The organism is Arthrobacter sp. TJ-58 (genome assembly GCF_058269295.1).
Genome location: NZ_JBZCNM010000001.1, coordinates 732,114 through 750,603, shown reverse-complemented (window position 1 = coordinate 750,603; position 18,490 = coordinate 732,114). Strand labels below are relative to the sequence as shown.

Here is an 18,490-nt window from a genome sequence, read left to right as displayed (position 1 = left end):
CCTCACGAGCCGGTTCCTCACGGGCGGTTCCCGTGGGACCGGTGCACCGGACCGCCGTCGAACCTCAGCGCCAGTGTGCGGTAAGCGCTCAGCGCTGCCTCGGGGGCGCCGTCGAACACGATGCGGCCGCCGTCCACCACGAGGATGCGCGAGGCATCGGCGGCGAAGTCCAGGTCATGGGTGGTGTAAATGATCTGCTGCGGCAATTCGGCGAAGGTCCGCCGGAGCGCCGCCGTGTTGCGCAGGTCCAGCAGGGTGCTTGGTTCATCGGCTACGAGGACATCGGGTTCAACGGCCAGCACCGAGGCCAGGGCCATCAGCTGCCGCTCACCGCCGGACAGGTCGTAGATGCTGCGGTCGGCAAGATGGAGCAGGCCCAGGGCGTCCAACCGGGCCTCGGCAGCTGCCCGGCGTTCGGGCCGGCTGCGGATGGTCGAGCGCAGCGAGAGTTCGACGTCGTCGCGCCCCGTGGGCATGACCAGCTGGGAGAGGGGGTCGGTGAAGACGAAACCCACCCGGCGCCGGACGCGGCTGCCGTGGCGCACGGTATCCAGGCCGTCAACGGTTACCGTCCCGGTATCCGGTGCCAACAGACCGTTGAGCAGCTTCAGCAGCGTTGATTTGCCGGATCCGTTGGCTCCCACCACGGCGATCCGCGGCTCCTTCAAGGTCAGAGTCACGGGGTGCAGGATCGGTTCCGGGGTGCTGCCGCGGGAGGAGGCTCCGTGGCCGGGCGGGGGCGCCGCCTCGGGGGAGCGCAGCACGGAAACGTCCTGCAGGCGGATGTGCACCATTACCGGCCTGTGCCTGCGAGGCGGGGGAAAGCCGTGAAGACGCTCACGCCCACGGCTGATGCGAGCAGGTTTTTCAGGACGTCTCCGGGCCAAAAGGCGATGTCGGCCGTCAGAGCTGCGGAGAAGTCGAGCTTGGCATTGAGCATCAGCCCGGCGATGCCCATCGGGTGCACAAAGATGAAGCTTGCCGCCATGGCGGAGGCGAACAGGAGGGCAAAGCGTGCCCGGCGGCTGCGCCGAAGAGCCAGCCGGGACAGCAGGCCTACAGCAAAGGCTGCGGGAACAAAGGCGAGAAGATACCCGGCCGACGGAGCGGCCAGCACGCCGAGGCCACCGGTGAAGCCGCTGAAGACAGGCAGCCCCGCCAGTCCGGCCGCGAGGAAGAGCGCAACGGCTGCTGCTCCGCGGGTTGGTCCCAGGATGATGCCGGCCAGCATGACTGCCAGGGTCTGGAGCGTTATGGGGACCCCTGATCCCAGCGGCACTCCAGGGAGCAGTGAGAAGGAAGCCACCAGCGCCGCAAACACGGCAATCAGGGAAAGATCCGCAGCCGTCCAGCGGCCGCGCACGGGGTTCCGTCGGCCGGCAGGCGCCGCAGCGGAAGCGGGCGAAGTGTTCATCGGGTCTCATTTCGTAGGACTTCCACAAGTAGATGAGGTTCCGCCGCTACACGCCGGGAAGCGATGCCCTCATTACGGCGCGGGATTCGGCGGCCATCCCTGTTGACACTAGCGGCGCTGGCCCCTAATTCCTTTGGAGGTTTTCTACAAATCCTCGATCAACGGTAGACTTGAAAGGCTGCCATTGCAGTTCAAGCACTATCCCCTAACCCCCTCGAAAGGTCCACTGAGTGATTTCCGTATCTAATCTCGAGCTCCGTGCCGGCGCACGATTGCTCATGGAAGCGGTTTCATTCCGTGTTGACAAAGGCGACAAAATTGGGCTGGTAGGCCGCAACGGTGCGGGCAAAACCACCCTGACCAAGGTTCTGGCAGGGGAGGCCCTGCCTGCCGCCGGACACGTGAAGCGCGTCGGTGAGATCGGTTACCTGCCGCAGGATCCCCGGACACCGGACATGGAGCAGCTGGGACGGGACCGGATCCTCTCCGCACGCGGCCTGGACAAGGTTTCTGCGCAGCTGAAGAAGTGCCAGGACGAGATGGCCAGCGAGGACCCGAAGATCTCGCAGAAGGCCATGAACCGCTACGACCGCCTGGAGGCAGAGTTCCTGTCCGCCGGCGGTTACGCAGCAGAATCCGAAGCCGCAACCATCACCGCGAACCTGGCTCTGCCGGACCGCCTGCTGAACCAGCCCCTGAGCACCCTTTCCGGTGGTCAGCGCCGCCGCGTTGAGCTGGCCCGGATCCTGTATTCGGATGCCGAAACCATGCTCCTCGATGAGCCCACCAACCACCTTGACGCCGACTCGATCGCCTGGCTGCGCGAATTCCTGAAGAACCACACCGGCGGCCTGATCGTGATCAGCCACGATACCGAGCTGCTCGAAGCCACCGTCAACAAGGTTTTCTCCCTGGATGCCAACCGGGCCACCATCGACATCTACAACATGGACTGGAAGCGCTACAAGATCCAGCGCGAGACCGATGAGCGGGCCCGCAAGCGCGAGCGTGCCAACACCGAGAAGAAGGCCGGCGTACTGCTGGCCCAGGCCAACAAGATGAAGGCCCGCGCCTCGGGTGCCTCCGCGGCACAGAGCATGCTCAAGCGCGTGGACCGCCTCCTTGGCGGCCTTGACGCAGTCCGCGCCACCGACCGCGTTGCCGCCCTGCGTTTCCCGACCCCGGCCCCCTGCGGCAAGACTCCCATGATGGCCGAGGGTCTCAGCAAGAGCTACGGCTCGCTGGAAATCTTCACCGACGTGGACCTTGCCATCGACCGCGGTTCCAAGGTGGTCATCCTGGGCCTGAACGGTGCTGGAAAGACCACCCTGCTGCGGATGCTGGCCGGCGTGGACACCCCGGACACCGGCAAGATCATTCCCGGACACGGACTGAAGGTGGGTTACTACGCCCAGGAGCACGAAACCCTGGACACGGACCGCACCGTCTTGGAGAACATGCGTTCCTCCGCTCCTGACATGGATGATGCCGAAGTTCGCAGCGTCCTGGGCTCCTTCATGTTCAGCGGTGACGACGTCGAGAAGAAGGCCGGAGTTCTCTCCGGCGGTGAGAAGACCCGCCTGGCCCTGGCCACCATCGTGGCGTCCTCCGCCAATGTGCTGCTCCTCGACGAGCCCACCAATAACCTGGACCCCGCCTCCCGTGCGGAGATTCTGGGCGCCCTGAGCAGCTACGAGGGCGCAGTGGTGATGGTCAGCCACGATGAAGGTGCCGTAGCGGCGTTGAATCCGGAGCGCGTCGTCCTGCTGCCCGACGGCGACGAAGACCACTGGAACGAGGGTTACCTGGACCTGGTCACCCTGGCCTAGAGCCACCCGGTCTCCGCGACTGCAGCGGAAGCGGATACTGCACAGATGATGTGATCTGGAGAAGGCCCTCATGCGCACGGCGCATGGGGGCCTTTGCTTTGTGCCTGCTCCGGGAGCTTGTGGCGGCTGGAATCGGTGGAAGCCAGGAGTCTGTAGAAGCCAGTCTGTGGTGGCCACGGGTGGGGCCGGACACTAACCGTACCGAGTTCCGGCGGGGGAGCAGTATCCGAAGGATACGTCCGGGGAAGCGCTGGATCGCTCCGGCCGTTTGCGCATACTCCGGTGCCACGAGACGTCACTGGATTAGCCCGGTCCCCCTTTCACGTATCCATGTTTATACACTTACATCCAGTTTTTCCGATATGCGCTCCGGAACAGTATCCGGCTCTGCAGCCATATACCTATGCGCATCGTTTGCTCTGAACAAAACAGCTTTAGGCGGGGGAGTGCCCGCTCAAGACGGGGGGTGCCATGCCGGGCCACCTCCAGGGCGGGGGAGCGCCATTCGTCGGTGAGTCGGTGGGGATCCGCGGGGGAGGACGGGGGAGGACGGGTGAGGGCAAGAGAAGGCGGCTGTGCCTCCGCTTGGTGCCCTGTCGATGGCTGCGGAAGTCCAAGCCCTCCGGGGCTCGCCCCTGACGGCGGCGATCATCGCCGCAGGGGCCAGCCGCGGTGTCCGCCGGCCTCCGCGGTCCACTGCCGGACCCGGACCGGAAACGCCGGACGAGCCTATCGGCAAGAGCGGCCAACCAAACATTTTGTATAAGTTTGAATATATAAATATAAAATATTCCGGATATACAGCTAAGATGGGTGGCATGCACAGTGCCACGAATCCCTACTCACCAGGTGCCGGACGCAGCCCTTACGCGCTGGCCGGCAGATCAGCCCTGACAAATGATTTTGACCTTTTGATTTCGCGGGCTGCCGCCGGACGCACGGACCGGGGGATAGTGCTGCACGGGTTGCACGGAGTAGGAAAGACCGTGCTGCTCAATGACTTCCGGCGACGCGCGGAGAACGCCGGCTTCCTGGTGGTCTCCTTGGAGGGCAGGGATGCTGACGGCGGACCCAAGGCTGTGCGGGCCAAGCTGGCCCGCGGGTTGCTGCAGGCCGGCCGCAAGGCCAACTCCCGCGGAAACACTCCGGCCCTTGCCGCGGCCCTGGGAACCATCGCCTCGTTTGCGGCAGGTCTGCAGGTCAGCGGGATTGATGTGGGGGTGGGGGAGCGGCATGGCCGCGGAGACTCCGGTGCCTTCGCCGTGGACCTTGAAGAGACGGTGGAGGACACCGCCGTCGCGCTGGCCGAACGTGGTTCGGCGCTGATCCTGGTGGTGGATGAACTCCAGAATCTGGATGCGGGGCTGCTCGCTGCGCTGCTGGGCGCCCAGCACCAGGCCGGGCAGCGGGACTGGCCTTTCTATCTGGTGGCGGCGGGACTGCCGAACCTCCCGGCTGTCCTAACCGCATCCCAGCGGTATGCCGAAGGACTGTTCACCTACCGGAGCGTGGGCGCACTGGACCGCGAGGATTCAGCCTCTGCCCTGGTTGCCCCTGCCCTGGAGCAGGGCGTCTCCTACGACCCTGAGGCGCTGGACCTGCTGCTGAACGCTGCCGGCGGTTATCCGTACTTCCTGCAGGAGTACGGCTCTGCTGCCTGGGAGTCTGCCCCGGAGAAGCGGATCACGGCCGATGACGCCCGGATCGCCGTCGAAATTGGGCGGGCGCAGCTGGATCAGGGATTCTTTCCACTGAGATGGCGCCGAGCCACCAAGGCGGAGCGGGAGTTTCTGCGGCTCATGGCCATCGACGGCCCTGGGGGATCGAGCACAGCCACGCTGGCTGCCCGGGCCGGCAAGAAGATGACGTCCATGACCATGACCCGCGGTTCCCTGATCCGCAAGGGCATCATCTATGCCCCGGAACTGGGACAGGTGTCCTTCACCGTGCCCGGGATGGCGGACTACGTGCACAGGATCACTGCCTAGGCATGTTGCCGGGGCCGGGGTGACTCAGGCACGTGCTTTCGGTACCTTGTGGGCATGGTTTCCTCCCGGCGTCACCCCGACCCCTGGCCGGCCGGTCCCAAGGTCCCGCCTCCGGTGCTGGTGACGATGTTTTGGTCGGATGCGGTCTTCCTTCACTGGCGCGTCCCGGAATCCGCCGTGCGGCGTTTCCTTCCGCCGCATGTTGAACCCGACGTGTTTGGGGGTTCGACCTGGGTGGGCCTGATCGGATTCCGCCTCCACGGGACAAAAATCGGCGGGCGTATGCGGGTGCCTTGGCTGGGGGACTTCACCGAGGTCAACGTCCGCCTCTACACCCGCGGTGCGGACGGTTCACGCGGTGTCCTTTTTCTCTCGCTGGACGCATCCCGCCTGCCCGCGGTGCTGGCTGCCCGCAGCCTGGGGGTGCCCTATATCTGGTCACGTTGCCGTCCGCTGGCCGGCGAGATTGGAGACAGCAGGGCTGGCACGTACGGGTACGACGTCGAGCGCTTCCGCGGGCAGGCACAGTCAGCCTTCACAGTGGAACCGGATTTTGGCCAGCAGGCCAGCGACGATTTGTCGCAGGAGCTCACCGCACGCTTTGGTGCGCATGCCAAGGTCGCGGGGCGGACAGTATTCGTTCCGGTTTCCCACCGCCCGTGGGCGCTTTATCCGGCCAGGCTCACCTCGCTGGATGACGGACTGCTCGCATCGGCCGGATTGCTTGTCAGCGGGCCGCCGGAAACCGTTCACTTTTCACCCGGGGTACGTTCCATCTTTGGCCGTCCCCGCGTCCTCTTTTGATGGGCGGCCCACTGTCTCGGTAGGCTGGACCGCTTGGAGCGACCATGACTGCCCGGAGGCGGCCCCGGCTGCTCCCTTCCCCGTATCCCCCCACCACGCGTTGCCCACTACAAAAGGACGTCACCGTTATTTCTTCCGTATTTTCCCCTTCGTTTTCCCGCTGCCTGGCAGCAGGCGCCCTGTCGCTGGGGCTGATCCTCACCGGGTGTTCGGAACCGTCAACTCCTCAGGAGGCGGAAGCTCCGGTGGTTCCTGCGGTCAGTTTGTTGGAGGCCGGCGGTGTCATCGATGTTTTTGACGGGGGAGCCGGCGCAGCGTCGCTGGCTGCCAGCAGTGCGTTCTTCGCGTCCAGTCCCGCAGCAGTGGTACTGGCGGCGCCGGACGGCCGCTCAGACGCTTCCGGCCAAGCCGCAGCGGCAGCCGCCGGGCTGGGCATCCCGCTGCTCGTGCTCGACCCCGGCACGGAACAGCGCGTCTTGGACGAGCTGGACCGGCTGGGGGCACAGTCCGTGGTGCTTTACGGTGCGCCCGCCGGGGATTGGTCGGCATCAGTGGGGGAGCGGACGCAGGTGCCAGGCCCCGCCGACGCCGACGGGTTCCGGTCCGTGCTGAATCTGGACACGGCGCCCGCCGCAGCCGGCCCGCTGATTGCGCAGATCGCCGCCATGGACCGCGGTACCACGCTGTCCGTTCCGGTTCCGGAAGCCGCCGCGGCGAGCACGGAAGCGGCAGCAACAGGCGAGGCAGCATCGGACGCTGCACCATCGGACGCGGAAACATCACAGGCGGACACACCGTCCGCTGCGGACCGGCTCCCTGAATTCCAGGTGGACGAGGATCGGACCGACGCCGTCGTCCTGGCGACTGAGGACCCGGCGTCGGCCGCGGTGGTTGCTACGGCACGCGCCGCCGGCGCCGAGGTGAAGATGGTGGAAACCGCGGATCCCCGGGCTGACTCCGACGTGATCCGGATTCTGCGCAGTCACCGCGCAGGCGGAATCTATGCCGCCGGAAATGCTTTTGGCGGGGATGAGTTCTTCGAGGCACAGGCAGGGGTTGCCCTGAACGCTCCGGAGCTGCCCGGCGGCGGACAGACGGTTTTCCCGGGCCGGCGCATGGTGGCACTGTACGGCCATCCCAGCGGGGGAAGCCTCGGCGTCCTCGGCGAACAGGGTATGGCCGAGTCCATCCAGCTCGCCAAGGAAACGGCGGCGCAGTACCAGCCCTACAGCACGGAACCGGTGGTTCCTGCCCTGGAGATCATCACCACAGTCGCCAGTGCAGGCCCCGGTGCCGACGGCGACTATTCCGAGGAAACAGCACCGGAAGATCTGCTCCCCTGGATTGAGGCTGCGCAGGATGCCGGCGTCTATGTGGTGCTTGACCTGCAGCCGGGGCTGAGCACGTTCCTGGATCAGGCGGTCCGCTACGAGCAGCTGCTGAAGTACCCGCATGTGGGGCTGGCCCTGGACTCGGAGTGGCGTCTCGCACCGGGGCAGCACCATCTGGAACAAATCGGTTCGGTGGACGCCGCGGAGGTCAACGAGGTCTCAGAGTGGCTCGCCGGCCTGACGCGGGACAACGTCCTGCCGCAGAAGGTCTTCATGCTGCACCAGTTCAATCTGTCCATGATCCGCAACCGGGACCAGCTCAATGTCAGCCACAGTGAGCTGGCCGTGAGCCTGCACGCAGACGGACACGGAACGCCGGGGCAGAAGCAGGAAACGTGGAGCGTGATGCGCAACGGCCTGCAGCCGGAAATCTGGCCCGGGTGGAAAAACTTCTATGACGAAGACACTCCCATGCTGACTCCGGAGCAGACCTTCACACAGATCGATCCCAAGCCCTGGTTTATCTCTTACCAGTAACCCCCGGGGGAGGCGGTGCGCCGCCTCCCCGATGCCCGGAGCTAGTACCCCGGAGCTAGTACCCCGGAGCTAGTAGCCCTGGGCGTCCAGCAGAGCGTCCTCTTCGTCCTCCTGGGTGCTGCCGCGCTGCTTGCGCGGGCGGCGGGGACGGCTCGGGCCCGGATAGGCGGAGATTATTTCGTCCTCATCGTCCTCATCGTCCTCCCAGTCGTCCTCATCGCCGTAGCGGAGGTTCAGCGCCTCCTGGCGGGCGGCGTAGCCCAGACCCACAAACAGCATGATGCCGAACGCGAACCACTGCATGGCATAGGACAGATGGGGACCCTCGTCCACTGACGGCTTGGGAGCCGCTTCCGGAACCACCGCGGGACGGGGATCCTCGCTGGCCATGAGGCCGTAGGCCGCCTGCTGAAGCTCGTACCCCACCTCATCCTGGTACTGGGCCAGGTCGATGGACGCCAGCTGGCCCTCGGGAGCTCCGCGCCGCACTTCGGGTTCAGCAGGCTTGATGCGCGCGACGACGGTGACCTCGCCGGACGGGGCGGCGGGAACGGCGTCGGGCTTGCCGGCTTCGTCATTGCCGATCGGCAGCCAGCCCCGGTTGATCACCACGGCGGTTCCGTCGGAGAGTTTCAGCGGCACCACAACTTCGTACCCGGCACGTCCGTTGAGGGGGCGGTTGCGGACAATGCGCTGGTTCTCGGTGTCGTAGACGCCGGTCATCGAAACCGGCAGCCATTCCTTCCCGGGGTTGTAGTCCTCGAAGAGGCCGGCCGCGTCCTCGAAGGCGACCGGAGCGGCGTCGTAATTGAGGACAACGTTGCCAATATCGTCACGGACCGCATTCCTGCGGTCCATCTGCCACATACCCAGGGAACAGCAAACAACGGAGAGCAGGCAGACAAGGGCAAACCAGCCCAGCCAGCGGCCGGAAAGGAGGAACCGGTACATCTAGGCAGTCCCGCTTTCGGTATCCGCAGCGGCTGGAGAACCTGAGAGGGGGAGCGTCTGCTTCCAGAGGTCCCGTGTTTCCAAGTAATCCTGCAGCCAGGCGCGGTGCTCATCGCACGCAAGCCAAATTTTGCGGCGCTCCGGGGTGTGGATGCGCGGATTGTTCCACAGCAGCTGCCAGGAAGCGGTCAGGCGGCAGCCCTTGCGGGAGCATACGGCCGGTTCGCCGGACTGCGGGCCAGCCGGTTCCGCGCCGGGCCGGGGAGCACCGGTGGTCCGGGCCAGTTGGTCAAGAAGATTCATGCGTGAGGTGGTGCCTTATCGTCGTGGCCGTCGTCAGCGGGATCGTCATTAATGATCTCACCGTGCAGCAGTGCAGTTTCCGGGGATTCGCGGGTCTCGCCCGGCTCCGGCGCCCGGGGTGCCTCAATGGCGGCGGCCGGAAGGGAGTCGATCAGGGATTCCGACGCCGTCATGTTCCGGGTATCGGAACCGGCGTTGGCAATGATCACGGCGAAGTACGGAAGGACGACGGCGCCGGCAATCACCACCCAGAGCAGCCATCCGTGCACAACGAACAGCAGGCCGAGGCAGACAATGCGGATGCCCATGGACACCGAATACTTAATCATGCGTGCGCGCATCTCATCGGTGTGCGCCGTGCGGGCGTCGGTGATCCGGGGGATCGGGACACCGCGGCTGGATTCCTTGTTCATCACTCTCCCAAACAGAGTCTCCATTGTCGCACCGGAACCTGTGATGGTGAAGTCGGATCCGGCCCGGCTAGGATCGAATCCGTTCACCCCCACTCTCAGCGAAGGAAAATTTGTGCAGAACAACCTCCAGCCGTCCACCGGCCGCAGCGTCCTGGTTACCGGCGGAAACCGTGGAATCGGCCTGGCAATTGCCCAGGCGTTCGTTGAAAACGGCGACAAGGTTGCCATCACCTACCGCAGCGGGGAGGTGCCTGAGGGCATGCTCGGCGTGAAGGCCGACGTCACCGATATGGCTTCCGTGGATGCCGCGTTTACCGAGGTCGAAGCTGAGCACGGGCCGGTGGAGGTGCTGGTGGCCAACGCCGGGATCACCCGCGACACGCTGCTGCTGCGGATGAGCGAGGACGACTTCACTGACGTCGTGGACACCAACCTCACCGGAGCCTTCCGCGTCATCAAGCGGGCCTCCAAGGGAATGATCAAGCTGCGCCGCGGACGGGTTGTCCTGATCTCTTCCGTGGTGGGCCTGTACGGTTCTCCCGGCCAGATCAACTACGCAGCGTCCAAGTCCGGGCTCATTGGAATTGCCCGGTCGCTGACCCGTGAGCTGGGATCCCGGAACATCACCGCAAATGTGGTGGCACCGGGATTCATCAACACGGACATGACCAAGGAACTGCCCGAAGACACCCAGAAGAACTATCTCTCCTCCATCCCGGCCAACCGCTTCGCCGAGCCCGAAGAAGTTGCCGCCGTGGTGCGCTGGATCGCCGGACCCGAGGCTGCCTACATCTCCGGCGCGGTCATTCCTGTTGACGGCGGACTGGGCATGGGCCACTAGCCGCAGCCGTCCCGCCGCGAGGCCCGGGCATTCCCCTGCGCCAAGGCCCCCGGGGGAATCCTTGGAGGATTCCACCACTTCACGAAACGTCCGGGGCTGGCAGGATGGGGGAAGTTGGATAGAAATTTGGACCTTTTCCACAAGAACTCTCACAAAGGAGCACCCATGGGCCTGTTGGACGGCAAAGCCGCCATTGTTACCGGATCATCGCGCGGCATCGGCGCTGAAGTGGCCAAGTACCTGGCCGCCGAAGGAGCCGGCGTGGTGGTCAACTACCGGCAGAAGGCGCCGCGCGCCAACAAGGTGGTCACTGGTATTGAGAACGACGGCGGTCGGGCTGTCGCCGTGGGTGCGGACCTGACCTCACCGGTTGGCCCCGCAGCTCTGGTTTCCGCCGCAGTGGAGAACTTCGGCGGCCTGGACGTACTGGTCCTCAACGCCTCCGGCGGCATGGAGACCGGCGTGGAGGAGGACTACGCGCTGAAGCTGAACCGCGATGCGCAGGTCAACATGCTTACTGCGGCCCTTGAGGTGATGCCGGCGGGATCCCGTGTGGTTTTTGTCACCAGCCACCAGGCCCACTTCATTGCCAGCGTTCCCACCATGCCCGAATACGAGCCGGTGGCCCGCAGCAAGCGTGCCGGCGAAGACGCGCTCCGGGATCTGCTTCCGCAGCTCGAGGAAAAGGGCATCACACTGGTGGTGGTCTCCGGTGACATGATCGAGGGCACCGTTACTGCCACGCTCCTGGACCGTGCCAACCCCGGCGCCATCGAGGCACGCCGCGTTGAAGCCGGGAAGCTCTACTCGGTGCAGGAATTCGGCGCCGAGGTGGCCCGGATGGCAACGGCGGATGTCCCCTCCGGCCACACTGAATACGTGGGCGGAGCGGACTACCTGGGCGCTGCCGGCCACGCGTCCGCCCAGAACTAGGGCCCGGAACCAGCGCCTACAGCTTCACAAAGTGCTGCACCACGTCCAGCCGGGGCAGGTTCAGCACGGCATCCGCGGCGGCCTGCACTGCCGGTTTGGCGTTGAACGCCACGCCCAGTGCGGCCGCCGCCAGCATGTCCAGATCATTGGCGCCGTCACCCACGGCAATGGTGTGCTGCTCCGCGATGCCCAGTCCGGCGGCCCACTCGCGCAGGGACCGGGCCTTGACGGCGCGGTCCACCACGGGGCCGTCCACGGTGCCGGTCAGCACGCCGTCCCTGATGCCCAGCAGGTTCGCCTTTGCATGGGTCAGCTGCAGCCGGGCAGCCAGGGGATCAAGGACCTGGCTGAATCCGCCCGAGACCACGGCCACCGCGTGGCCGGCGGACAGGAAGACCTTCACCAGGGATTCGGCGCCGTCCGAGAGCTCGATGCGGCTGCCTACTTCCGCGATGACCGATTCCGGCAGCCCCGCCAGTGCCTTGACCCGCTGGTGCAGGCTCTGCGTGAAGTCCAGTTCGCCGCGCATGGCTGCTTCCGTGACTGCTGCCACCTCTGCTTCCCGTCCGGCGTGGGCAGCCAGCAGCTCTATGACTTCCTGCTTAATCAGGGTGGAGTCCACATCCATGACCAGCAGCTTCCGCGCCGGTTCCAGGAGCGTCGAGGGAACGACGGCGGTGGCGGCTCCCTCCGCTGCGTCGCCCGGGGCGGCCGCGGCCGCAGCGACGGCCAGGCGCAGCGTCCGGAGGCCGCCGTCGTACTCCACCATCAGCTTGGTGACGGTGTAACCGTCTCCCTCGGCGTTCTCAAGTTCCGTAATCCGCCCGCCCGCCGCACTCACTGCCTGCTGGACAGCCGCGAGATAGGCGTCCGGGAGTTCCCGCCCGTAGCTGACCACTGCGCAGTCCGGCCTGCCGGAGGACAGCGAGGACGCAATGTCCTTGAGCCGGGCGAGATCGTCGGGGCGTTTGGAATCGGGCATTGCGTATCCGTTTCTGGAGGCGGAGCGGGCCGCGTTTAGCCATCGGCCCTTTCTTTAGCCTAATGTCTAGTGCTATGAGTGATGTTCTTGAATTTGCTGCCGTAAGTGTCGTTCGCGGCGGCAAGACCCTGTTGGATGCAGTTGACTGGCAGGTCAAGGAGGGGGAGCGCTGGGTCATCATGGGCCCCAACGGCGCCGGAAAAACCACTCTGCTGCAGATCGCAGGCGGCCGCATGCACCCCACCCGCGGCGTAGCCGGAATCCTTGAGGAAGTCCTCGGAACGGTTGATGTCTTTGAGCTTCGCCCGAGGATCGGCCTGGCCTCCGCAGCCCTGGCCAATCAGATCCCGGAACATGAAACCGTCCTGAACGTGGTGCTCACCGCCTCCTACGGCATGACGGGCCGGTGGCGGGAAAAGTACGAGAAGCTTGACGAGCGCCGCGCTTTCCGCCTCCTGCACGACTGGGGCATGTCCACTTTCATGAACCGCACGTTCTCCTCCCTGAGCGAGGGCGAACGCAAGCGCGTGCAGATTGCCCGCGCCCTGATGACGGACCCGGAGCTGCTGCTCCTGGACGAGCCGGCTGCAGGCCTGGACCTTGCAGGCCGCGAGGACCTGGTGGCCCGCCTGTCCGAGCTGGCCCGCGACGAGGAAGCGCCTGCCATGGTTCTGGTCACCCACCATCTCGAAGAGGTTCCCCCGGGCTTCACCCACGCCCTGCTGCTGCGCGAGGGCGGCGTGGTGGCCTCCGGACCCGTAGAAGACGTCTTCACCGAGGAGAACCTCAGCACGGCTTTTGACCTGCCGCTGAAGGTGCAGCACGACGGCGGCCGCTGGTCCGCCACCGCCCGCCGCTAACCGCACGGCCCGCACCTTCTCGATCAAGTGGACCTTGTTCAGGACGCCATTGTCTTTTTCGCCGGCCTGTGGGCGGGGACGATCAACGCAGTGGTCGGGTCCGGAACACTGGTCACGTTTCCGGTGCTGGTTGCCCTGGGCTTCGCACCGGTGGCAGCCACCATTTCCAACGCGATGGGACTCATCGCCGGCAATATTGCCGGGTCGTGGGGCTACCGCCGGGAACTCGCGGGGCTGAAGTCCACTCTCTTATTGCTTTTACCCGCCTCCGTCCTGGGCGGCGTCACAGGTGCTGCGCTGTTGCTGCACCTGCCGGAGAGCGTCTTCGGCACCGTGGCGCCCTACCTGATTGTGGTGGCGCTGCTGTTCGTCATTTTCCAGCCGAAACTGCAGTCCTGGGTCCGGCGCTGCGCCGATGCCGCAGCGGCTCGGGCCTCGACGGCTGACGCATCGGCGCGCGTCCCGGGAGCGCAGGCCACCGCCGTCGACCTTGTCCCCGCCAAGCTGCCCCGGCGCCAGGTTGTGATTCTGGTCATCCTGATTTATCTCGCCGGCGTTTACGGCGGGTACTTTGTGGCAGCACAGGGAATCCTGCTGGTGGGCATCCTGGGAGTGTTCCTGCGGGGCACCATCCACAACGCCAACGCAATGAAAAACATCCTGGTGCTGGGAGTGAACATTGTTGCCGCCGTTTCCTACCTCGTTTTCGCCTTCGACCGGATCATCTGGCCGGTGGTCGGGCTTATTGCGGCCGGTTCCCTGATCGGTGGATTCCTGGGCGCCGCCGTCGGCCGACGGCTCTCCCCGGTGGTCCTGCGCACAGTGATTGTGCTGCTGGGACTGGTGGCCCTGTGGAATATGGTGTTCTAAGTGACCCTCCAGTACCTTCGCACCGCCGCCGACCCGCGCGTCGCCGACTACACCAACCTGACCGACACCGCCCTGCGCCGCCGCCGCGAGCCCGAAGAGGGCATGTACATTGCCGAGTCTTCGAAGGTGCTGCGCCGCGCCCTGGATGCCGGGCACCGGCCGCGGTCCTTCTTCCTGGCCGAAAAGTGGATCCCCGACCTGCAGGACCTGCTGGACCGCTATCCCGAAACCCCCGCGTATGTGGGAACCGCGGAGATCCTCGAGGAGATCACCGGCTTCCACCTGCACCGCGGGGCGCTGGCAGCGATGGAACGGCCCGCTCCGCTGGAGTTGGCGCCGCTGCTGGCCTCGGCCCGGCGGATCGCGGTTCTGGAGGACATCGTTGACCACACCAACATCGGAGCGATCTTCCGCTCCGCCGCCGCCCTGGGCGTGGACGCAGTCCTGGTCAGCCCGCGCTGCGCCGATCCGCTGTACCGCCGGGCGATCCGGGTCAGCATGGGCACCGTTTTCCAGGTCCCGTGGGTGCGGTTGGCGGACTGGCCGGAAGGGATCGGGGAACTGCGGAAGCAGGGGTTCACGGTGGCCTCGCTCGCGCTCTCCGAGGACGCCGTCACCTTGGACGAGTTCACCTCAGCGAAGCATGAAAAGACGGCGTTCATCCTGGGCACCGAGGGGCACGGCCTGCAGCCCGCGACGCTGGCGGCGTCGGACCATGTGGTGCGGATTCCGATGGCCGGGGGAGTGGACTCCCTCAACGTCGCCGCAACGGCGGCCCTGGTCTTCTACGTGACGCGGTAGTCCGGCTCCGGCCCGGCAGCCCGGCAGCCGGATCCGGACTTGCATGTTCCGGGCAGTTTGTCGTATAAAATTTTTCGTCAAAAAACGCCGCACCAGCGGGCGAAAGCCCCTGCCGTGGCCCTCCGCCCGGTTCTGAATTCCGGGCGGCCCTGTCGGCCGTGCCGGCGTAGTCGTAGTTAGTGTAAGCGTTCCTGGGGACGCCTCGTACGTGGAGGAAAAACCATGACTTCTAACACTTCCCGCACTTCTGCCAAGCGTCGCAAGACCGCAGCTCTCGCCCTCGGCGCCGTGGGTGTCGCGGGCCTGTCCATCGCCGCAGCCGCCCAGCTTAACCTCGGCACCGGCAGCCTGGGCGCCGGCGCAACAGTCATTGCCAGCTGCCAGCCCGAGGGCACGCCAATCGGCGTCAGCTTCGACAGCAGTTTCGTATCGGGCACCGACGCCGGGTACAAGGCGACCAGCCTCAACCTGGACTCCATTGCCGCTGCCTGCAATGGACAGAATTACAAGGTAACCCTGACGGACGATGCCGGTTCCGTTCTCGGCACCGAGGCCACCGGGACCGTCTCCGGTACCTCGATCACGGTGCCGCTGAAGGATGTTTCCGCCGAGGACGTCAGCAACGTTGCCATTGTCATCCACTCCTAACCGCAGCGCTGCCCCGGCAGCGCCTGCCTCAAGCAGCCCCACGACAGCCGGCGCGCCCCGTGCGCGCCGGCTGCGTTCGGTGTTTGCCGGCTTGGTCCTGGCGGCCCTCGTTGCGGGCATGGCGTATCTCTTCTGGCCGTCATTGCTCGGCGGCTGCAGCACCATGACGATCGTCTCGGGGAACTCGATGGAGCCCACCTACTCCACGGGTGACCTGGTGTGGTCACGCTGCGGCGAGCCGGCCGTTGGCGACGTCGTCGTCTACACGCCGCCGGACACTGACGGTGGGCGGGTGATCCACCGGATCGTTGGCGGAGACGGAGCCCAGGGGTGGGTGCTGCAGGGCGACAACAACGATTTCCTCGACCCGTGGAACCCGGACAACGCGGATGTCGTCGGGATCGCCGCCGTCCACCTCCCGGGCCTGGGCAGCATCGTGTACGGCCTCGGGAACCCCTTCATCTGGGGTTCGCTGCTGCTCCTTGCCGCGGCGATCTATCTGTGGCCACGGACCGAGGACCCTGAGGATTCCGCCGGCACGGATCCCGGGACAGTGTCCGGTGACGCGCCGGCATCAGCCCGCGAAATGGAAGGAGTGCCGCAGTGAGCGTTCAGAGTCCGGCGACGAAGTCATCGCGGCGGGCACCGCTGGCCCTGGCCGCCAGCCTCATGGTGCTCGTGCTGCTGCTGGCCTTCACCCTGAATCCGGCCGCAGCCGCGCAGCTTCCCCTCGCCCCGGGGAGCATCAGCAGCGCCTCCGTTGCCGACCGCTGCACCCGGGCCGTGTCCGCGACCGCCGGGGCGGTCAGCTCAGGCGAGTCGAGCACAGTGGAGTCGAGCACAGTGGAGCTGGCCGGTCTGGGAACTGCATGCGGAGGGCGTGAACTGGCTCTGACGCTGTTCGGAGAGGGCGGCGAAGCGGTGACGTCGGGGACCATATCGCTGGCCGCAGGCACCACAGGGTCAGCTACCGTGGCCGTGCCCGGATACAAGCCGGCCGACGTCGACGGCGCCGCCGTCACGATCGGAACGTGGGGCGTGCCCACGGACTGGACCTACACTCCGCCGGCAGAGGATCCGGCGACGGAGCCGCTGGTGAGCTGCACCGTCCTGAACGACCCGACCGGTACCAAAACCTGTGACGTCACGGATGTGCGGATCGACGTGTGGGGCTACCCGCAGCCGGACAACTACAACTTCTACGCCACCGTGACCAGCCCGTCGGAGTCCGAAGACGTCGAATGGCAGCTCACGATCAACATGGAACACCCCGACCTCAAGCTGGCCGCCAACGTGGTGGACAGCCACAACGGCGTCACGCTGGCCCCGGGATGGTCCTGCTCGGCAATGCCGATGCTGGAGGTGCGGGGGCAGGCGGATGTGAACACCAAGTACGTGGGAGGCGACAAAACCGTCACGGTATGGCTGCAGGGCAAGGCCTCGTCCGGGCCGGCCACAGGCGGCAATCTCTTCAACTGCTCCTGAGGCCGGATCGGCAGCGAACCCGCCCCATGGGCTTACCCTTTGCCGGCGATGGTGGAACACTGAGCGGTGTTCACAGACCCGGGGCGTCAGCATGAAGGGTTCAGCATGAAGTCCGAACACTCCCATGACCTCGGTCCGGCGGGCCCCCGCCGGACCGCCGCAGGCCTGCCGTTCCGTTCTCTCCCGCCGGCCCTCCTGCTGGCAGCCTCGCTCGGCCTGGCACTGGTGGCCTGTGGGCCCACGGCGGAACAGAGTGCAGCACGGCAGCTGGCTTCCGCGTCACCGGCGCCCGTACCTTCCATACCGGTACGCCAAGCTTCGGCTCCTGCGCTTCCGGCTCCCTTGCCGGCGCCGGTACCCACGCCCACGCCCACCCCCGAGCCGCTGAAGGTTGGCGTTACCGGGAACCAGGAGGGGATGCCCCAGCCGGTCCAGGACGCCTGCCAGTTCCTGCTGCGCCGGGATACTGCATCTTTTCCGGCAGCCGAAGCGGGGGATTGCCTGCGTGCGGCGATGATCGCCGGCGGCGGGGCAACACAAACGCTGACCACGGCGTCGAGCTGGATTCCGCAGGGAACCCATACGATGCGGTTCACCACTGCTCCCGAGTTCTCCCTCAGCCTTGAGGACCGCGACCCAGGGCTGAAAATTACGGCGGGAGCAGGCGGCAGCAGCGTGGACACCGGGGGCGGCAGGGTCAGCGCCAATACATCCGGAACACCCGAAGAGGAGTACGCCGCAGTGCTGTCCCGGGCTGCGGAGCTGACCGCCAATCCGGACCGCGTGGCGGAACTGCTTCAGAATTCCGACTCCCTGACCGTGGACTACGGCGCAGTCCTGGACGGGGCGGCGCGGACCAAGATCAGCGGCCACCGGCCGGCGGACGCCGAAGCGGGGGACATGATGCCCACCTCCGTGACCCTGTGGCTGGACGACTTCTACCGGCCGGTCCGGTTTGAGCTTTCCGCACAGACCCGCGGAATCACGTCCAGCATCACCGCTGACAACACCGGCTGGGGATCCTGACGCTGCGGCCGTCCCCGGCTTTAACCTGCTGCCCGGTTTGCGGTATGCTGAATTGGTGATCCCCGCAGATGCGCTTCGCTGCGCAGAACGGGGACATTCCAAGCTTTCAACCACCAGTGCCTGGCAAAATCCAGGCACCAAAAGAAGGTAATACATTGAAGTCTGATATCCACCCGAAGTACGGCCCGGTTGTCTTCCGCGATCTCGCGTCCGACACCTCGTTCCTGACCAACTCCACGGCAACTTCCGCCAAGACGATTGAGTGGGAAGACGGCAACACCTACCCCCTCATCGAGGTGGAAATCTCCTCCGCGTCGCACCCGTTCTACACGGGCAAGCAGCGCATCATGGACTCCGCCGGCCGTGTCGAGCGCTTCAACGCCCGCTTCAAGGGCTTCGGTTCCAAGAAGTAATTCGTTTGTAACGAACATTGCAGGTTCTAGACTAAGAAGGCCCGCCCGGTATTTTCCGAGC

The 18,490-nt window shown here is 65.8% G+C and carries 20 protein-coding genes; 14 read left to right on the top strand and 6 right to left on the bottom strand.

Annotated elements, in window-relative coordinates:
- Nucleotides 1–17: 17 nt before the first annotated feature.
- Nucleotides 18–794 carry an energy-coupling factor ABC transporter ATP-binding protein gene (locus AC4D2W_RS03480; protein WP_490925509.1) on the bottom strand — a complete coding sequence of 259 codons (777 nt, stop codon included), beginning with the start codon at nt 792–794 and terminating at the stop codon, nt 18–20.
- Nucleotides 794–1,414 carry a biotin transporter BioY gene (locus AC4D2W_RS03475; RefSeq protein WP_490925508.1) on the bottom strand — a complete coding sequence of 207 codons (621 nt, stop codon included), beginning with the start codon at nt 1,412–1,414 and terminating at the stop codon, nt 794–796. The genes AC4D2W_RS03480 and AC4D2W_RS03475 overlap by 1 nt, the downstream gene beginning before the upstream one ends.
- Nucleotides 1,415–1,644: 230 nt before the next feature.
- On the opposite strand from AC4D2W_RS03475, the gene AC4D2W_RS03470 reads away from it, so the two are divergent.
- The 4 genes from AC4D2W_RS03470 to AC4D2W_RS03455 all read left to right on the top strand — a co-directional run bounded on the left by AC4D2W_RS03470 (nt 1,645) and on the right by AC4D2W_RS03455 (nt 7,903).
- A complete protein-coding gene (locus tag AC4D2W_RS03470) occupies nt 1,645–3,243 on the top strand; it encodes an ABC-F family ATP-binding cassette domain-containing protein (RefSeq protein ID WP_490925507.1) in 1,599 nt (532 codons plus the stop codon).
- 818 nt (nt 3,244–4,061) lie between these two features.
- The gene (locus AC4D2W_RS03465) at nt 4,062–5,231 is read left to right on the top strand and encodes an ATP-binding protein (RefSeq protein WP_490925506.1); all 1,170 of its coding nucleotides are present in this window, start codon (nt 4,062–4,064) and stop codon (nt 5,229–5,231) included.
- A 54-nt stretch (nt 5,232–5,285) separates the two neighbouring features.
- Entirely contained in the window at nt 5,286–6,035 is a 750-nt protein-coding gene (locus AC4D2W_RS03460; protein ID WP_490925505.1) for a YqjF family protein, read from the top strand.
- A gap of 245 nt (nt 6,036–6,280) precedes the next feature.
- A complete protein-coding gene (locus tag AC4D2W_RS03455; RefSeq protein ID WP_490925504.1) occupies nt 6,281–7,903 on the top strand; it encodes a hypothetical protein in 1,623 nt (540 codons plus the stop codon).
- Nucleotides 7,904–7,972: 69 nt separating this feature from the next.
- On the opposite strand, the gene AC4D2W_RS03450 is transcribed toward AC4D2W_RS03455, so the two are convergent.
- Genes AC4D2W_RS03450 through AC4D2W_RS03440 form a run of 3 tightly spaced genes read right to left on the bottom strand, consistent with a single transcriptional unit; the run spans nt 7,973 to nt 9,570 of the window.
- Nucleotides 7,973–8,854, bottom strand: coding sequence for an SURF1 family cytochrome oxidase biogenesis protein (locus AC4D2W_RS03450; RefSeq protein ID WP_490925503.1), 882 nt, complete (start codon nt 8,852–8,854; stop codon nt 7,973–7,975).
- Nucleotides 8,855–9,157, bottom strand: coding sequence for a hypothetical protein (locus AC4D2W_RS03445; protein ID WP_490925502.1), 303 nt, complete (start codon nt 9,155–9,157; stop codon nt 8,855–8,857).
- The gene (locus AC4D2W_RS03440) at nt 9,154–9,570 is read right to left on the bottom strand and encodes a DUF3099 domain-containing protein (RefSeq protein ID WP_490925501.1); all 417 of its coding nucleotides are present in this window, start codon (nt 9,568–9,570) and stop codon (nt 9,154–9,156) included. Before AC4D2W_RS03440 ends, AC4D2W_RS03445 begins: the two co-directional genes overlap by 4 nt.
- A 112-nt stretch (nt 9,571–9,682) precedes the next feature.
- Here AC4D2W_RS03440 and AC4D2W_RS03435 point away from each other — a divergent pair, with 112 nt between their 5' ends.
- Complete coding sequence (locus AC4D2W_RS03435; protein ID WP_490925500.1) at nt 9,683–10,411, top strand: beta-ketoacyl-ACP reductase; 729 nt, start codon at nt 9,683–9,685, stop codon at nt 10,409–10,411.
- 165 nt (nt 10,412–10,576) lie between these two features.
- Nucleotides 10,577–11,344, top strand: coding sequence for an SDR family oxidoreductase (locus AC4D2W_RS03430; protein ID WP_490925499.1), 768 nt, complete (start codon nt 10,577–10,579; stop codon nt 11,342–11,344).
- Nucleotides 11,345–11,360: 16 nt separating this feature from the next.
- Here the strand turns inward: AC4D2W_RS03430 and serB are convergent, their stop codons facing one another.
- A complete protein-coding gene (gene serB, locus AC4D2W_RS03425; protein ID WP_490925498.1) occupies nt 11,361–12,326 on the bottom strand; it encodes a phosphoserine phosphatase SerB in 966 nt (321 codons plus the stop codon).
- 74 nt (nt 12,327–12,400) lie between these two features.
- Here serB and AC4D2W_RS03420 point away from each other — a divergent pair, with 74 nt between their 5' ends.
- The 8 genes from AC4D2W_RS03420 (at nt 12,401) to AC4D2W_RS03385 (ending at nt 18,429) form a co-directional block, all read left to right on the top strand.
- Nucleotides 12,401–13,186 (top strand): ABC transporter ATP-binding protein, encoded by a 786-nt coding sequence (locus AC4D2W_RS03420; protein ID WP_490925497.1) that lies wholly within the window; start codon nt 12,401–12,403, stop codon nt 13,184–13,186.
- A 27-nt stretch (nt 13,187–13,213) separates the two neighbouring features.
- Complete coding sequence (locus tag AC4D2W_RS03415; RefSeq protein WP_490925496.1) at nt 13,214–14,056, top strand: sulfite exporter TauE/SafE family protein; 843 nt, start codon at nt 13,214–13,216, stop codon at nt 14,054–14,056.
- Nucleotides 14,057–14,857, top strand: coding sequence for a TrmH family RNA methyltransferase (locus AC4D2W_RS03410; RefSeq protein WP_490925495.1), 801 nt, complete (start codon nt 14,057–14,059; stop codon nt 14,855–14,857).
- A 222-nt stretch (nt 14,858–15,079) separates the two neighbouring features.
- Nucleotides 15,080–15,505, top strand: coding sequence for a hypothetical protein (locus tag AC4D2W_RS03405; protein ID WP_490925494.1), 426 nt, complete (start codon nt 15,080–15,082; stop codon nt 15,503–15,505).
- Nucleotides 15,489–16,112 (top strand): S24/S26 family peptidase, encoded by a 624-nt coding sequence (locus AC4D2W_RS03400; protein WP_490925493.1) that lies wholly within the window; start codon nt 15,489–15,491, stop codon nt 16,110–16,112. Before AC4D2W_RS03405 ends, AC4D2W_RS03400 begins: the two co-directional genes overlap by 17 nt.
- Nucleotides 16,109–16,990, top strand: coding sequence for a hypothetical protein (locus AC4D2W_RS03395; RefSeq protein ID WP_490925492.1), 882 nt, complete (start codon nt 16,109–16,111; stop codon nt 16,988–16,990). The genes AC4D2W_RS03400 and AC4D2W_RS03395 overlap by 4 nt, the downstream gene beginning before the upstream one ends.
- Before the next feature lie 105 nt (nt 16,991–17,095).
- A complete protein-coding gene (locus AC4D2W_RS03390) occupies nt 17,096–18,016 on the top strand; it encodes a hypothetical protein (protein ID WP_490925491.1) in 921 nt (306 codons plus the stop codon).
- 155 nt (nt 18,017–18,171) lie between these two features.
- On the top strand, nt 18,172–18,429 hold the full coding sequence (locus AC4D2W_RS03385) for a type B 50S ribosomal protein L31 (RefSeq protein WP_400929160.1): 258 nt from the start codon (nt 18,172–18,174) through the stop codon (nt 18,427–18,429).
- Nucleotides 18,430–18,490 lie beyond the last annotated feature (61 nt).

What these genes read in the sequence shown, in the direction of transcription:
- AC4D2W_RS03450 (WP_490925503.1), bottom strand. Translation starts at nt 8,854, where the DNA reads ATGTACCGGTTCCTCCTTTCCGGCCGCTGGCTGGGCTGGTTTGCCCTT.
- AC4D2W_RS03460 (WP_490925505.1), top strand. Translation starts at nt 5,286, where the DNA reads ATGGTTTCCTCCCGGCGTCACCCCGACCCCTGGCCGGCCGGTCCCAAG.
- AC4D2W_RS03465 (WP_490925506.1), top strand. Translation starts at nt 4,062, where the DNA reads ATGCACAGTGCCACGAATCCCTACTCACCAGGTGCCGGACGCAGCCCT.
- AC4D2W_RS03440 (WP_490925501.1), bottom strand. Translation starts at nt 9,570, where the DNA reads ATGAACAAGGAATCCAGCCGCGGTGTCCCGATCCCCCGGATCACCGAC.
- serB (WP_490925498.1), bottom strand. Translation starts at nt 12,326, where the DNA reads ATGCCCGATTCCAAACGCCCCGACGATCTCGCCCGGCTCAAGGACATT.
- AC4D2W_RS03405 (WP_490925494.1), top strand. Translation starts at nt 15,080, where the DNA reads ATGACTTCTAACACTTCCCGCACTTCTGCCAAGCGTCGCAAGACCGCA.
- AC4D2W_RS03475 (WP_490925508.1), bottom strand. Translation starts at nt 1,414, where the DNA reads ATGAACACTTCGCCCGCTTCCGCTGCGGCGCCTGCCGGCCGACGGAAC.
- AC4D2W_RS03430 (WP_490925499.1), top strand. Translation starts at nt 10,577, where the DNA reads ATGGGCCTGTTGGACGGCAAAGCCGCCATTGTTACCGGATCATCGCGC.
- AC4D2W_RS03445 (WP_490925502.1), bottom strand. Translation starts at nt 9,157, where the DNA reads ATGAATCTTCTTGACCAACTGGCCCGGACCACCGGTGCTCCCCGGCCC.
- AC4D2W_RS03480 (WP_490925509.1), bottom strand. Translation starts at nt 794, where the DNA reads ATGGTGCACATCCGCCTGCAGGACGTTTCCGTGCTGCGCTCCCCCGAG.
- AC4D2W_RS03420 (WP_490925497.1), top strand. Translation starts at nt 12,401, where the DNA reads ATGAGTGATGTTCTTGAATTTGCTGCCGTAAGTGTCGTTCGCGGCGGC.
- AC4D2W_RS03390 (WP_490925491.1), top strand. Translation starts at nt 17,096, where the DNA reads ATGAAGTCCGAACACTCCCATGACCTCGGTCCGGCGGGCCCCCGCCGG.